Below are 14,054 nucleotides of genomic sequence, written 5' to 3'. Positions count from 1 at the left end.
CTCATGTCCACCATGGCTGTCCCCGACATCGCGGTCGCCCCGGTCGACGAGGGCTTCTGGACGCGAAGCCGCAAGGTCGGCCTCACACTGCTGGGGCTCGGCCTGCTGGCCGCGGTGCTCTTCGGCGCGCTCGCCACCGACCAGCAGGCCCGATTCACCCTCAGCGACGACGCGGCCGGCGCCGCACTGGAGATCAACGGCACGATCGGGGCGATCCTGTTCGGGATCATCGCGATCGCCGCCGGCGCGGCGCTGCTCGCCGGGGTACCGAAGCGGTGGTTCCTCCCGGTGCTCGGCGTCGGGCTGGTCGGCTTCGTGCTCTCGTTCCTCTGCTGGCAGGTCTCCGCCGCGCCGGCCGGGCAGAACTTCATGCCGCTGGTCAACATCATCCGGGGCACGTTCATCCTGGCCCTACCGTTGATCTTCGGTGCGCTCGCCGGGGTGCTCTGCGAACGCTCCGGCGTGGTCAACGTGGCCATCGAGGGCCAGTTGCTGATGGGCGCCTTCAGCGGCGCGCTCTTCGGCAGCATCTCCGGCAGCGTCTGGGTGGGACTGGTCGCCGCCGCCATCGGCGGCGCGTTCATCTCGCTGCTGCTGGCCGTCTTCGCGATCCGCTACCTGGTCGACCAGGTCGTCATGGGCATCGTGCTGAACCTGCTGGCGGTCGGCGTCACCGGGTTCCTCTACGAGCGGCTGATGCAGACCGACGCGGCGAGATACAACAGCGCGCCCCGCTTCAGCAACTGGGAGATCCCGTTGCTGAAGGACATCCCGGTGCTCGGGCCGGCGCTGTTCCGCGGCAACATCTTCCTCTACCTGGGCCTGCTGCTGGTGCTGGTGATCCACATCGGGTTGTTCCGGACCCGGTGGGGTCTGCGGACCCGCTCGGTCGGCGAACACCCGATCGCCGCGGACACGCTCGGCGTCAAGGTGCTGCGGGTGCGCTACCGCAACGTGCTGCTGGCCGGGGTGGTCGCCGGCATCGGCGGCGCCTCCTACACGCTGGCGCTCTACTCGTTCACCAAGAACATGATCGGCGGTAAGGGCTTCATCGCCCTGGCCGCGCTGATCTTCGGCCGGTGGAACCCGACCGGCGCGCTGCTCGCCGCGCTCTTCTTCGGGTTCGCCGACCAGCTCGCCACCTACCTGGGCGCGATCAGCAGCTCGATCCCCAGCCAGTTCCTGGCCATGCTGCCCTACCTGGCGACGATCCTGGCGGTCGCCGGGCTGGTCGGCCGGGTTCGGGCACCGGCCGCCGACGGCAAGCCGTACATCAAGGGCTGACGCGCGAAGGCGTGCCCGGCGGGACGTCCCGCCGGGCACGCCGCAGCGCGCTCGCCCACCCGGACACGTCCCGGGTACGCCGTGGTGCGTCAGGCCGCCGCCGTCGCTCCGATGCGCTCGGAGAACTCCACGAGGCGGTTGGAGAAGCCCCACTCGTTGTCGTACCAGCCGAACACCTTGACCTGGTTGCCGACTGCCTCGGTCAGCGGCGCGTCGAAGATCGACGAGTAGGGGTTGCCGACGATGTCCGCCGAGACCAGGGGCGCCTCGGAGTACTGCAGGTAGCGCCGCAGCCCCGGGGATGCGGCCGCCTCGCGGAACGCCGCGTTGACGTCCTGGACGTCGGCGCGCTGGCGGAGGACCACGGTGAGGTCGGTGATGGAGCCCGTCGCGACAGGTACGCGCAGTGCGGCGCCGGTGAGGCGCCCGTCGAGCTCCGGGATGACCTTGCCGATCGCCTTCGCCGCGCCCGACGACGTCGGGATTGTCGAGAGGGCCGCCGCGCGGGCGCGGCGCAGGTCGGAGTGTGGCGCGTCGTGGAGCCGCTGGTCGCCCGTGTAGGCGTGGATCGTCGTCATCAGTCCCGACTCGATGCCGAACGAGTCGTTGAGCACCTTCGCGAGCGGTGCCAGCGAGTTCGTGGTGCAGGAGCCGTTGGAGAAGACGTCGTGGCTGTCCGGGTCGAGGCTCTCGTCGTTCACTCCGAGAACGAACGTGGGGACGTCCCCCTTGGCCGGCGCCGAGATGATGACCTTCCTCGCGCCGCCCTTGAGGTGGGCCGCCGCCGCGCCGCCGTCGGTGAAGTGGCCGGTGGACTCGATCACGACGTCGGCGCCGACGTCCCCCCAGGGGATGGTGGCCGGGTCGGACTGCGCGAAGACCCTCATGCGCGTGCCCTGAACGGCGATCGCGTCGCCGTCGTAGGCGACGCCGTCCAGATGGCCGGAGACCGAGTCCCACTCGAGCAGGGTGGCCAGCGTGCGGGCATCGGTGAGGTCGTTCACCGCGACCACCTCGACGTCGGCGTTGTTGGCCAGGGCCGCGCGCAGGTAGGTGCGCCCGATCCGTCCGAACCCGTTGATGCCGATGCGTACCGTCATGGCTTCAGTTCCTCCTGTTGTTCTCGTGGGCGAGCCCGGCTGGTGCTGCCGCCCGAAGAAGGCTGAGAGCGCCTTCGCGGGCATCGTCGAACGGGCCGGGGTCCTGCTGGGCGATCGCGAGCACGTAGCCGCCCTGTAGGACGGCCATCAGGGTGTTGGCGAGTTGCTCGGGGTTGAGGTCGTCCCGCAGTTCGCCCGCCGCGACGGCCTCGCGCAGCACCGTGACCCAGCGGGCGCGGGCCTGGGCGAACGCGCGCGCCACCGGGGCGAGCAGCACCGGGTCCTCGCGGACCTGCGGGTCCTGGGTCATCCGGCCGACCTTGCAGCCCTTGAGGGCGTCGCGGGGACGCATCAGGTATGCCTCGATCCGAGCCATCGGGTCGCCCGGACCGTCGAGTTCGGACGCGGCCGGCAGCAGGTCGGCGACGTTGCGCTCAAGTGCGGCGAGCGCGAGATCCCGCTTGGTCGGGAAGTGGTGGTACATGCTGCCCTGGCCCACGCCGGACCGTTCGCGAACGTCACGCGGGCTGGTGTCGGCGTAGCCGCGCTCCCACATGAGCTGCCCCATCGTGTCGACGAGTAGTTGTCGCGAGTCCATGGCGTCACTGTACATACCAGTAGGTACAGTCCGCCTGCGGACCCCGCCCTGCCCGCTCCTGACCTGGGCTGCTTGGGCAGAATGGTGGCATGACCGACATTGACTGGGCGCGCTTGCGGGCCGCCGCCACCGACGCGATGCGGCACGCGTACGCGCCGTACTCGACGTTCCCGGTCGGCGCGGCCGCGCTTGTCGACGACGGCCGCGTGGTGGTCGGCTGCAACGTGGAGAACGCCGCGTACGGGGTGACCCTCTGCGCCGAGTGCGGGGTGGTCTCCAGCCTGCACGCCACCGGTGGCGGTCGACTCGTCGCGCTGTCCTGCGTCGACGCGACAGGTGAGCCGCTGATGCCGTGCGGTCGCTGCCGGCAGCTGCTCTGGGAGCACGGCGGGCCGGAGTGCCTGATCGAGAGCAAGACCCGCCCGCTGCGGATGGCCGAGCTGCTGCCGCACGCCTTCGGTGTGGAGGACCTGGAGGCCGTCACCGGGGAGACGCCGGTGCCGGTGGTCCCGGAGCGGCTGGCCGCCTGGCGTGGGCGCGGCACCGTCTTCGTGCATCCGGACATGTCCGCCGGGCAGCAGGTCTGGACGGCGTACTGGGAGCGGTCGGCCGGCGACGACGTCGGTGCCGAGACCGGTGTGCTGGAGGAGGCGCCGAGCTGGGACGACCCGGCCGAGGCGATCACCTGGGGTCTGGCCCGGACACCGCGTGTGGTGGTGGTCGACGCGACCGGCACGATCTTCTGGGCTGGCGAGGGTGAGCCGCCTTTGGAGATCCCGGTTCGCTGGGGTTGATTGTGGTTGCGGTTGGGGGCGGGGGCCGACCGTGCCCGGCTCCGGGCGGTCAGGCTTGATCCCTCCGCCGGGCACGGTCGGCCCCCGCCCTGACCTGGGCACGGGCCGCCGGTCTGGATCTGCACGACGACGTGAGAAGGAACCACAAAGTGAGCGGTTTTGCTGCTGTTGACGTTATTCGGGTCAAGCGGGATGGCGGGGTGCTGTCGGACGCGCAGATCGACTGGGTGGTCGACGCGTACACCCGGGGGGTCGTCGCCGACGAGCAGATGTCGGCGCTGGCCATGGCGATCCTGCTCAACGGCATGACCGCCCCGGAGATCGCCCGGTGGACCGCCGCGATGATCGCCAGCGGTGAGCGGCTGGACCTGTCGGCGGTACGCCGGCCGACTGTCGACAAGCACTCCACCGGCGGCGTGGGCGACAAGATCACGCTGCCGCTCACCCCGTTGGTGGCGGCGTGTGGCGCGGCCGTGCCGCAGCTGAGCGGCCGAGGGCTCGGGCACACCGGCGGCACGCTCGACAAGTTGGAATCCATCCCGGGCTGGCGGGCCACGGTGAGCAACGACGAGTTCATCGCCCAGCTCGACGAGGTCGGCGCGGTGATCTGCGCGGCCGGCGCGGGGCTCGCCCCCGCCGACCGCAAGCTGTACGCGCTTCGCGACGTGACCGGCACCGTGGAGGCGATCCCGCTGATCGCCAGCTCCATCATGAGCAAGAAGATCGCCGAGGGCACCGGCGCGTTGGTCCTCGACGTCAAGGTCGGCTCGGGTGCCTTCATGAAGTCCGTCGACCAGGCCCGCGAGCTGGCCCGCACGATGGTCGAGTTGGGTGGCGCGCACGGCGTGCGAACTGTCGCCCTGCTCACCGACATGTCCACCCCGCTCGGTCTGGCGATCGGCAACGCGGTGGAGGTGACCGAGTCGGTCGAGGTGCTGGCCGGTGGTGGACCCGCCGACGTGGTGGAACTGACCCTCGCCCTGGCCCGGGAGATGCTCGACGCGGCCGGCCTGCCCGACGCCGACCCGGCGGCCGCGTTGCGGGACGGCCGGGCGATGGACTCCTGGCGGGCGATGATCCGTGCGCAGGGCGGCGACCCGGACGCGCCGATGCCGACCGCCAACGAGGTCGAGGTGGTCCGGGCCGAGCGGGACGGACACGTCGCCGCCGTCGACGCGTACGCCATGGGGGTTGCGGCGTGGCGGCTCGGCGCGGGTCGGGCTCGCAAGGAGGACCCGGTCAGCGTGCCGGCCGGTGTGGTGTTGCACAAGCGGCCGGGTGACCCGGTACGGGCCGGTGACCCCCTCTACGAGCTGCGCGCCGAGGACCCGACGCGGATTCCGGCGGCGCTGGCCGAGGCCGCCGACGCGGTACGGATCGCGTCGACCGCCGCGGCCGCGACGCCGCTGGTCATCGAGCGCATCGGCTGACCGGACCGGGGGTCGGGGTGCCATGGTGCCGGTCACCTGGTAGCGCTATTGTCGCAGGCCAAGGGGGGACAACCGGCCTTGAGCCGGCGCGAGCAGACAGGAAGACCCGCCGTGACCGTTGCTGCTCCCGACCCACGCGAGGTGCGCGAGGCGAGCCTGGACGAGCTGTCCCGGCTCGGTCTGCCGTTGCCGCCGGCCCAGTTCCCGCTGGTCTGGGAGCCGGGTGACGAGATCGACCTGCGCCCCACTGTGGAGATCGAGGCGCGGATCGCCGTGCTGCACCTGATCTTGGCGCGCTGCTTCGGGATGCCCCCGGAGGCGGCGATGAGCTGGCTGCTCGGCTCGCACCTGGTCGAGATGGTCACACCGCCGGAGTGGCAGTTCGTGATGGGCGGCAAGGGCGACCACCGCTCGTTCGTGCTGCACCACGACGCGCTCTTCGCCCTGGCCTGGGTGCTCGGGTTGAGCAAGCAGCTCGACCCGACGCTCGCCGTCGACGAGCGCCTGGTCGAGCGGTTGCCGCACATCGCCGAGGGAGAGACGTTCCCGCACTGGCGGTCCCGGATCCTCACCGCGCCACAGCACCCGGCCGACGCGGCCGCCCTGCTCGACCTGCACTACTGCCTGGACTGGGCGTACCTGGAGACCGAGCGCGGTGGCCTGCGGGCGCCGGGCCTGATCGACGCGAACGCGATCGGGCAGCGCCGCTGGGCGCTGGAGTGGGCGGTGATCCTGCGCGGGCCGTACCACGACGAGCCGCCCGGCTGGGAAGAGGTCGACCTCTCCACCTGAGCTCAGCGGGGTCGGTAGGCGTCCACCCGCACCGCCACGGTGACCCGGACCGGTTCGGGCAGCGCGGCCAGCCGGGTGGCGAGCGCGGCCGGATCGGTGTGCCACGCGCTGGGGCCCATCCCGACCACGGTGGCGACCTCCGGCCGGGTCAGGGCCAGCTCCGCCCGGTGCACCGCCGAGCTGACCGCGGTGAAGTGCCCGCCCAGACTGCCGGTCACCCGGTCGGCCTTGTCCGGATCCACCCGCAGCAGGCCCAGGGCACCCACCAACTCGCTGAGGTGGTCGGTGTCGGGTGTGACCACCAGCAGGGTGCCGGCCGGGTCGAGCACGCGGTGGAACTCCGGGCCGTTACGCGGGGCGAAGACGTTCAGCAGCACGGCGGTCGAGGCGTCCGCGAGCGGCAGCCGCTGCCAGGTGTCGGCGAGCGCCGCGGCGGCCCGGGGGTGCGCGCGGGCCGCGCGGCGCAGCGCCGGCTTGGACACGTCCAGGGCCAGACCCACGGCGTCCGGCAGCGCCGCCAGCACCGCGCCGAGGTAGCGGCCCGTGCCGGCGCCGGCATCCACCACCAGGGGGTACGCCCCGACGTCGGGCGCGGCCCGACTCGCGGCGGCGGCGAGGGCGGCCGAGATGACGTCGTAGTGCCCGGCGGCCTGGAATTCCGCACGGGCGGCGACCATCTCGGCGGTGTCACCGACGTGCGGGGACCGACCGGTGAGCAGGTTGACGTAGCCCTGGCGCGCGATGTCGAAGCTGTGCCGGCGCGGGCAGCGCAACGCCCTCGTGTCGGTGGCCTGCCCCAGTGGGTCGCCGCAGACCGGGCAGCGCAACCGGTCGAGGATGCGTGGGTCCACGTCAGGCCGCCGCCGAGCGGTGTCGCGGGCGGCCCCTCACCGCGGTGCTTCCATGCCGTTCAGCCTAGTTCGGGCCGATCCGGGCCGGGTCGGGACCTCAGGCGACCTGCCACCCCCGGTCACCGCCGTCGCTGGCTAGGGTCTGAGGATGGTCGCAACTATCCGGTACGAGGACATTGTCAAGGTTCCGAAGGCGCTGCTGCACGACCACCTGGACGGCGGGCTACGGCCGGCGACGATCGTCGACCTGGCCGCGGTGGTGGGCCACGAGTTGCCCACCACCGATCCCGAGGCGCTCGGACGATGGTTCGCGGACGCCGCCAACTCCGGGTCCCTGGAGCGTTATCTCGAGACGTTCGCGCACACCGTGGCGGTCATGCAGACCCCGTCCGCGCTGCGTCGGGTCGCCCGCGAGTGCGCACTGGACCTGGCCGCCGACGGGGTGGTCTACGCCGAGGTGCGCTTCGCCCCCGAGCAGCACCTGGAGCAGGATCTGACCCTGGACGAGGTCGTCGAGGCGGTGCTCGCCGGGTTCGCCGAGGGCACCGCCCAGGCCGTCGAGGCGGGCCTGACCATCCGGGTGGGCACACTGCTCACCGCGATGCGCCACGCGGCCCGCTCGCAGGAGATCGCGGAGTTGGCCGTGCGGCACCGGGACGCCGGGGTGGTCGGCTTCGACATCGCCGGCGCCGAGGCGGGCTTCCCACCCACCCGGCACCTCGACGCCTTCGAATACCTGCAACGGGAGAACTTCCACTTCACCATCCACGCCGGCGAGGCGTTCGGTCTGCCGTCGATCTGGCAGGCGATCCAGTGGTGCGGGGCGGACCGGCTCGGCCACGGGGTCCGGATCGTCGACGACATCGCCCCCGACGGCTCGCTCGGCCGGCTGGCCGCGTACGTCCGGGACAAGCGGATCCCGCTGGAGCTGTGCCCCTCGTCGAACGTGCAGACCGGTGCGGTGGCCTCGATCGCCGACCACCCGATCGGCCTGCTGCGGGACCTGCGGTTCCGGGCCACCGTCAACACCGACAACCGGCTGATGAGCGGCACCTCGATGTCGCGGGAGATGTCGCTGCTGGTGGAGACGTTCGGCTACGGCTGGAAGGAGTTGCAGTGGTTCACCATCAACGCGATGAAGAGCGCGTTCATCCCGTTCGACGAGCGACTGCGGATCATCGATGAGGTGATCAAGCCGGCGTACGCCGAACTGCTGGCCTGATCCCGCTCAGCCGTGCGGGTGGCCAGCGAGCAGGCCGGCCACCCGACGCAGCACCTCCCGGGCACGGGCCGCCTCCGCACCCAACCCGGTCTGCCGACGCAGCACCGCGGGCTCGGCCCGCAGCAGCGCCACGCCGCGTCGGACCAGCACCCCAGGCGCCTTTCGCTGCTCGGACAGGTCGCGGGCCAGCCGGCGCAGGAAGGTCGCACCGCGCGGCCGGCGCAGCGCGTACGCCCCGGCGAGCAGCCCTCGGCGTCGGCACTCCTCGACAATCTCCGCCGCGAAGATCCCTTCGGCCACGAAAAGTGGCGATCCGGCGAGATCAAATGACCGGGTGGCCACCCGTCGATCTGCGCCGATCGCATAAACCGGCACATCGGCTCGACCGTCGCGAGCTAGTCGAGCAATGATTTCCACCGCACTGGGGGCATCCCAGGACTGTGGTGATTCCCAATCCACCTGGTCGTTTCGTCGTGGCAACGTAGGGTCATCGCCGTCTTTGTAGAAGTCGTCCAAGCAGAGCACCGGTAAGCCGGTTTGCTGCGCTATGTACGACTTCCCGGACCCCGAAGGGCCGGCGAGCAGGACAACGCGGTGCGGATGTTTCATTACCTTCAGTTACTCCGGCCAGACGGACTGCTATCAAATCGCATCAACATCTCATCACACCTTCGGTAGGTGACAACCTGGGCTTTCTTCTTGTCGACGGGCGTGATGGAATCTCGGGGGTCCGACCCGCCGGGTCGGTCGCTGGGCGTTGCCCGGAGGCAACGCGTTCAAGCTGTAATCGCGAGGGCGGTGACGTGAGCAAACGGCCAAAGACGGCGGGCTCCTTCCTGTCGCGGCTGCGCCGGCCGGCCAGCCGGCTCCGGGACATGCCGATCTGGTCCAAGCTCGGTCTCATCATGATCGTGCCGACCATCGCCACGGTCGTGGTGGGCACCAGTGGTCTTGTCGACCACGTGGAGACGCTCAACAATGCCAACCGAGCTGGCGACCTGGCCAACCTGTCGAGTTATTCAGGTGACCTGGTCGACGCTTTGCAGGATGAGCGGACCGCCGCCGTGCTGCTGCTGGCTGCCGACGGAACGCAGCCGACGGCGCAGTACCAGGAGGCCTACAACCGGGTGAACTCCCGGGTGGACCAGGAGGCTGGCCCCTACCGGGAGCAACGCGCCGAGGTCGAGGACCTGCCGGGCAGCCTCGAGACGCTGCTCGACGGCATCGACCAGAACCTCCAGGACCTGTCCGGCGTCCGCAGTCAGGTGTTCAACGGCAAACTCGCGCTCACCGAGACCGTCCAGGCGTACGAGGGTCTGATCAGTGACCTGCTCGCCATCCGGGACTCGGCCACGCAACTCGCCGGCGACAACGACCTGAGCGACCGGATGCGCGCCGCCGCGGCGGTCGCCCGGGAGAAGGAGTTCCTCGCCGCACGCCGGGTCGTGGTGCACCGCGCGCTGGGCGTCAAGGGTGGTCAGCGCCTGACCCCCGCGCTGCGCACCGACTACATCGCCAGCGGCACCGGCCAGCAGCAGGCGCTGCAGAGCTTCAAGGCCGTCGCCACCCCGGAGGACGCGAAGTTCCACGACCAGACGGTCGCGGGCGGTGACCGTCGGGAGGCCCAGAACTACACGGGCTGGATCGACGGCAACACCACCGGCGACATGCGCGGTGCGCCGTTCGGACCGGACCAGTGGGAGGCCGCCATGACGGCCAACGCCAAGCTGATCCGCACCGTCGAGAGCAAGCTCGACGGCGAAGTGGTCACCGGGGCCGACACCCTCCGCTCCGACGTCCAGCGCCAGGTGTTCGTGGAGACCGGCCTGCTGCTCAGCATGCTGCTGCTGGCCATCCTCTTCGCGTACCTGGTCGCCCGCTCGATGGCCCGTTCGCTGCGTGAGCTGCGGCAGGGTGCCCTGTCCGTCGCCCAGTACGGCCTGCCCCAGGCAGTGGCCCGACTGCGCGACCCGCAGGTCGTCGGCCAACTCTCCCCGGTGCAGTTGGCCAACCAGATCGCCGAGCCGCTGCCGGTCCGCAGCAAGGACGAGTTCGGCCAGGTGACCGAGGCGTTCAACGCGGTCCACCTGGAAGCCGTCCGGACGGCCGCCGAGCAGGCCGCGCTGCGCGCCTCCGTCGCGACCATGTTCGTCAACCTGGCCCGCCGTTCACAGATCCTCGTCGACCGCCTCATCGGGCACCTCGACCGGCTGGAGCGCGGCGAGGAGGACCCGGACCGGCTGGCCGAGCTGTTCCAGCTCGACCACCTCGCCACCCGGATGCGCCGCAACGACGAAAACCTGCTGGTGCTCGCCGGCGCCGACTCCACCCGCGTCCAGCGGGAGCCGGCCGCGCTCATCGACGTGCTGCGCGCCGCGCAGTCCGAGGTCGAGCACTACACCCGCATCGAGTTCGGTGTCATCGACCGCGACATCGAGGTCGCCGCGCACGCGGTCAACGACCTGGTGCACCTCGTCGCCGAGCTGTTCGACAACGCCACCGCGTTCTCGCCGCCCGACTCGCAGGTGATGGTCGAGGCCCGCCGGGTCGGCGACCGTTCCTCCCTCTACGTCGAGGACCGCGGCATCGGCATCAGCGCCGAGCAGTTGCAGGACCTCAACGAGCGGCTCGCGACGCCGCCGCAGGTGGACGTGGCGGTGTCCCGGATGATGGGCCTCGTCGTGGTCGCCCGGCTGGCGTCCCGGCACGGTGTCCGGGTCGAACTGCGCCCCGGCTCCGACCGCGGCACGGTCGCCGACGTGACCCTGCCCACCTCGGTGCTGGTGCCCCGGGCGCTCTCCGGCCGGGTGCAGCAGCCGCCGGCTCTGCCTGCGGCTGGCGGCCCCCAGCACGGTGGGCCGGCGCCGGTCTTCGGCGCGCTGCCCGCACTGGGCAACCACCCGCGCTCCAGCGAGTCCGGCAACCAGGTCACCCTCGGCGGTCGACCGTTCGAGCCCGCGTCGCGAAACGGTGCCGGCGTCCCCGCGAACACCGGTGCGTACGGTTCGATGCCGGCCTGGTCGGATCTGACCGGTGCGGCCGGGACGAACGGTGTCAACGGCGGCGACGGGTTCACCCCGCGGCCGGCCGGCGACGGCTTCACCCCGCGGCCGGCCAACGGCCAGCCGATCGATCCACTGCCGCAGCGCCGCTCCGGGGACGACACCCCGTCCACCGGCCAGCAGCCGTCAATTCCTCGGCAGTTGCCGAGTAGCCCCGAGACGCACCCGTACTCGGCGCCGCCGGTCTCGGCCCAGCCCTACCCCGGCGCGCCGGTCTCCGCCTCGCCGGCCTCGGGCCAGCCGTACTCCGGGCAGCCGTACTCGGGCCCGCCGTACGGCGGTCCGCCGGTGTCCGCCGCCCCGGCCTCCGGTCAGCCGTACGGCGGTCCGCCGGTGTCGGCGTCACCGGTGTCGGCGTCGCCGGCCTCCGGTCAGCCGTACCCGGGTCAGCCGTTCTCGGTGCCACCCGCCTCCAGCCAGTCGTTCAGCGGGTTCGCACCCCGATCCGCGCCACCGGCGCAGGCGCCCAACGCCCCCGCACCGCCGGCCTGGCCGCCGGTTCCGGGCGGCGACCGGGACGCGGTGACCCCGCCGGTGCCCGAGCGGTTCGCCGCCGCTCTGGACATGACGACGGAGCTGCCGCGAGTGCCGCGACCCGGCGAGCAGCCGGCCGCCGCAGCCCAGCCGCCGGTACCGGCGCCCGCTCCGGCACCGGCACCGCAGACCCGGCCGGCGCCGCAGCAACCGCAGGCGCAGAACCGGCAGCGGTACGCGGACGAGACGATGGAGCTGCCGATCTTCCGGGAGCTGGAGTCGGCCTGGTTCCGTACCCGTCGTCCGGGCTCGGAGGAGTCCGCGACTGGTGCCCAGCCCAGCACGAACGGCGACACCGCGACCCAGCAGTTCGCCACGGTCGAGGCCACCGGTCGGACAGTCCACAAGACACCACCCGGGACGACAGGTAACACACCGATGGCAGACACTCCGATGGCCGGAGGAGCGCCGCGGGACAACGGCTCGACAGCGAGCGAGGGCACCCGCCCCAGCCTCGCCGAGAGCCTGCCGAACCGCCGGCCCCAACCGCAGAGCAACGGCTGGCAGACCGCAGCTGACGATGGCTGGCGTGCCGCCTCGGCAGCGGCCGGCGCGGTGCCGGTGAGCGAGACCACCACTACCGGCCTGCCGAAGCGCAAGCCGATGGCGCAGCTCGTGCCGGGTGCGGTGGAGAAGCCCGCCACCTCGGTCCAGCGCCGTTCCCCGGAGGCGGTCCGTGGACTGCTCTCCGCCTACCACCGGGGCGTGCAGCGAGGGCGTAGCACCTCGGACAACCCGACCAGCCCGGAGGCGACTCCGGGAGGGCAATCCTCGCAGTCTGGCTCAGGCCCGGTGGCCGGGAGCGGGCAGAAGGAGCAAGAAGGATGACAACTACGCAGGATCTTGGTTGGCTACTGGCCAACTTCGCCGACCGGGTGCCCGGCGTCGCGCATGCGGTCGCCGTCTCGGCGGACGGCCTACTCCTCGCGTCGTCACGGGATCTGCCGCGCGACCGGGCGGATCAGCTTGCCGCGATCTCATCGGGTCTGGTCAGCCTGACCCAGGGTGCAGCCCGCTGCTTCGAGGGAGGGGCGGTGTTGCAGACCGTCGTGGAGATGGACAATGGCTTCCTGTTCCTGATGTCCATCTCGGACGGATCGTCCTTCGCCGTGCTGGCCGCCCGCAGCTCCGACGTGGGCCAGGTCGGCTACGAGATGGCGCTGCTCGTCGACCGGGTGGGCGACGCGCTGACCCCGCAGCCGCGTGCGGCTGCGGGCATGCTGGGCTGACGCCTCGCCGATCGTGAGGTCGGCACGACTGCAACGACGACAACGACGGGTTTCACCGGTGGGAGCCGGAATCGGGTACGAAGGAGGTGAGCGGCGAGATGGCCGATCGTGACGAACCAACCGGAGCGTTGGTCCGTCCATACGCCGTGACCCGTGGTCGTACCCGTCCCCGGCTCGACATCGCGCTGGAGGCGCTCGTCGAGACGACGGTGCGCGGCCGCACCGCTGCCAATGGCAACGGTGGTGGTCGCGAACACCAGTACATCGCCGCGCTGTGTGACGGTCGTGTGCAATCGCTCGCGGAGATCGCGGCGCGGATGCAGCTCCCGCTCGGTGTGGCCCGGGTGCTCATCGCCGACATGGCGACGGACGGCCTGGTCGCGGTCCACGAGCCGACCATTTTGGACGACTCCGACGACGCGGTGGGCACTGAACTGCTGGAGAGGGTGCTGAGTGGACTTCGCAGGCTCTGACATGTCGCACCGCCCACCGAACCCGAGTGGGCGCGTGACGTCGGCGAAGATCGTTATCGCCGGTGGATTCGGCGTCGGCAAGACGACGCTGGTCGGCTCGGTCTCGGAGATCACGCCGCTGACCACCGAGGCCATCATGACCTCCGCCGGCGTGGGCGTCGACGACACCCGGCAGGTGCCGGGCAAGACGACGACCACGGTGGCTATGGACTTCGGCCGGATCTCGATCGACCGTGACCTGATTCTGTACCTGTTCGGTACGCCGGGTCAGACCCGGTTCTGGTTCATGTGGGACGAACTGGTCCGGGGTGCCATCGGTGCGGTCGTGCTGGTGGACACTCGCCGGCTGGCCGACTGCTTCGCGGCGATCGACTTCTTCGAGCACCGACGCCTCCCGTACCTGGTGGCGATCAACTGCTTCGACGGGATGCAGTACCACGACCCGCAGGACGTTCGGGACGCCTTGGCGATCTCGAGCGACGTGCCGGTGGTGGCGTGCGACGCCCGTAACCGGGAGTCGACGAAGCACGTGCTCATCTCGCTCGTCGAGTACGTGCTCACCATGCGCCGTACGCGCGCGGTGGCCCCGGCCTGATCGGGCACCGCAGGCCCGGTGGTGGCTCCGGCCGCCACCGGGCGTTTCGCCCTGCCCGTCGTGCTGCTCGTGCCGGCGGGCGCCACACGC

General features: G+C 71.3%; 13 protein-coding genes. 9 read left to right on the top strand and 4 right to left on the bottom strand.

Annotated features, from left to right (window positions below):
• Window positions 1-3 precede the first annotated feature (3 nt).
• A complete protein-coding gene (locus tag AB0O48_RS02760) occupies window positions 4-1,284 on the top strand; it encodes an ABC transporter permease (RefSeq protein WP_357572706.1) in 1,281 nt (426 codons plus the stop codon).
• An 89-nt stretch (window positions 1,285-1,373) separates the two neighbouring features.
• Here the strand turns inward: AB0O48_RS02760 and gap are convergent, their stop codons facing one another.
• Together gap and AB0O48_RS02750 are read right to left on the bottom strand one after the other, a co-directional pair.
• A complete protein-coding gene (gene gap, locus AB0O48_RS02755; protein ID WP_357241425.1) occupies window positions 1,374-2,384 on the bottom strand; it encodes a type I glyceraldehyde-3-phosphate dehydrogenase in 1,011 nt (336 codons plus the stop codon).
• 4 nt (window positions 2,385-2,388) lie between these two features.
• The gene (locus tag AB0O48_RS02750) at window positions 2,389-2,982 is read right to left on the bottom strand and encodes a TetR/AcrR family transcriptional regulator (protein ID WP_365062515.1); all 594 of its coding nucleotides are present in this window, start codon (window positions 2,980-2,982) and stop codon (window positions 2,389-2,391) included.
• An 89-nt stretch (window positions 2,983-3,071) separates the two neighbouring features.
• On the opposite strand from AB0O48_RS02750, the gene AB0O48_RS02745 reads away from it, so the two are divergent.
• The 3 genes from AB0O48_RS02745 to AB0O48_RS02735 all read left to right on the top strand — a co-directional run bounded on the left by AB0O48_RS02745 (window position 3,072) and on the right by AB0O48_RS02735 (window position 5,998).
• Window positions 3,072-3,776 carry a cytidine deaminase gene (locus AB0O48_RS02745; RefSeq protein WP_357241432.1) on the top strand — a complete coding sequence of 235 codons (705 nt, stop codon included), beginning with the start codon at window positions 3,072-3,074 and terminating at the stop codon, window positions 3,774-3,776.
• Between the two features lie 149 nt (window positions 3,777-3,925).
• Window positions 3,926-5,206 carry a thymidine phosphorylase gene (locus AB0O48_RS02740; protein ID WP_357241434.1) on the top strand — a complete coding sequence of 427 codons (1,281 nt, stop codon included), beginning with the start codon at window positions 3,926-3,928 and terminating at the stop codon, window positions 5,204-5,206.
• 111 nt (window positions 5,207-5,317) lie between these two features.
• Window positions 5,318-5,998 carry a DUF4272 domain-containing protein gene (locus tag AB0O48_RS02735; RefSeq protein ID WP_357241437.1) on the top strand — a complete coding sequence of 227 codons (681 nt, stop codon included), beginning with the start codon at window positions 5,318-5,320 and terminating at the stop codon, window positions 5,996-5,998.
• A 2-nt stretch (window positions 5,999-6,000) separates the two neighbouring features.
• Here AB0O48_RS02735 and AB0O48_RS02730 read toward each other — a convergent pair whose 3' ends face one another.
• Window positions 6,001-6,849, bottom strand: a complete 849-nt coding sequence (locus tag AB0O48_RS02730) for a putative RNA methyltransferase (RefSeq protein ID WP_365062512.1) — start codon at window positions 6,847-6,849, stop codon at window positions 6,001-6,003.
• 148 nt (window positions 6,850-6,997) lie between these two features.
• Here AB0O48_RS02730 and AB0O48_RS02725 point away from each other — a divergent pair, with 148 nt between their 5' ends.
• On the top strand, window positions 6,998-8,071 hold the full coding sequence (locus AB0O48_RS02725; RefSeq protein WP_357241443.1) for an adenosine deaminase: 1,074 nt from the start codon (window positions 6,998-7,000) through the stop codon (window positions 8,069-8,071).
• Window positions 8,072-8,077: 6 nt separating this feature from the next.
• Here the strand turns inward: AB0O48_RS02725 and AB0O48_RS02720 are convergent, their stop codons facing one another.
• Window positions 8,078-8,371, bottom strand: a complete 294-nt coding sequence (locus tag AB0O48_RS02720; protein WP_357241446.1) for a hypothetical protein — start codon at window positions 8,369-8,371, stop codon at window positions 8,078-8,080.
• Between the two features lie 503 nt (window positions 8,372-8,874).
• Between AB0O48_RS02720 and AB0O48_RS02715 the strand changes: the two genes are divergently transcribed.
• The 4 genes from AB0O48_RS02715 to AB0O48_RS02700 all read left to right on the top strand — a co-directional run bounded on the left by AB0O48_RS02715 (window position 8,875) and on the right by AB0O48_RS02700 (window position 13,964).
• Window positions 8,875-12,495 carry a nitrate- and nitrite sensing domain-containing protein gene (locus AB0O48_RS02715; protein WP_365062509.1) on the top strand — a complete coding sequence of 1,207 codons (3,621 nt, stop codon included), beginning with the start codon at window positions 8,875-8,877 and terminating at the stop codon, window positions 12,493-12,495.
• Window positions 12,492-12,896, top strand: a complete 405-nt coding sequence (locus tag AB0O48_RS02710) for a roadblock/LC7 domain-containing protein (RefSeq protein WP_030329023.1) — start codon at window positions 12,492-12,494, stop codon at window positions 12,894-12,896. Before AB0O48_RS02715 ends, AB0O48_RS02710 begins: the two co-directional genes overlap by 4 nt.
• A 98-nt stretch (window positions 12,897-12,994) precedes the next feature.
• Window positions 12,995-13,369, top strand: coding sequence for a DUF742 domain-containing protein (locus tag AB0O48_RS02705; protein WP_124820399.1), 375 nt, complete (start codon window positions 12,995-12,997; stop codon window positions 13,367-13,369).
• A 1-nt stretch (window position 13,370) separates the two neighbouring features.
• Complete coding sequence (locus AB0O48_RS02700) at window positions 13,371-13,964, top strand: ATP/GTP-binding protein (protein WP_007455465.1); 594 nt, start codon at window positions 13,371-13,373, stop codon at window positions 13,962-13,964.
• The last annotated feature ends 90 nt before the right edge of the window (window positions 13,965-14,054 follow it).

The sequence above is a fragment of the Micromonospora sp. NPDC085948 genome (genome assembly GCF_040686315.1).
In the GTDB taxonomy this organism is placed as follows: domain Bacteria; phylum Actinomycetota; class Actinomycetes; order Mycobacteriales; family Micromonosporaceae; genus Micromonospora.
The sequence above is the reverse complement of the archived record's forward strand: the minus strand, read 5'-3'. Positions and strand labels throughout refer to the sequence as shown.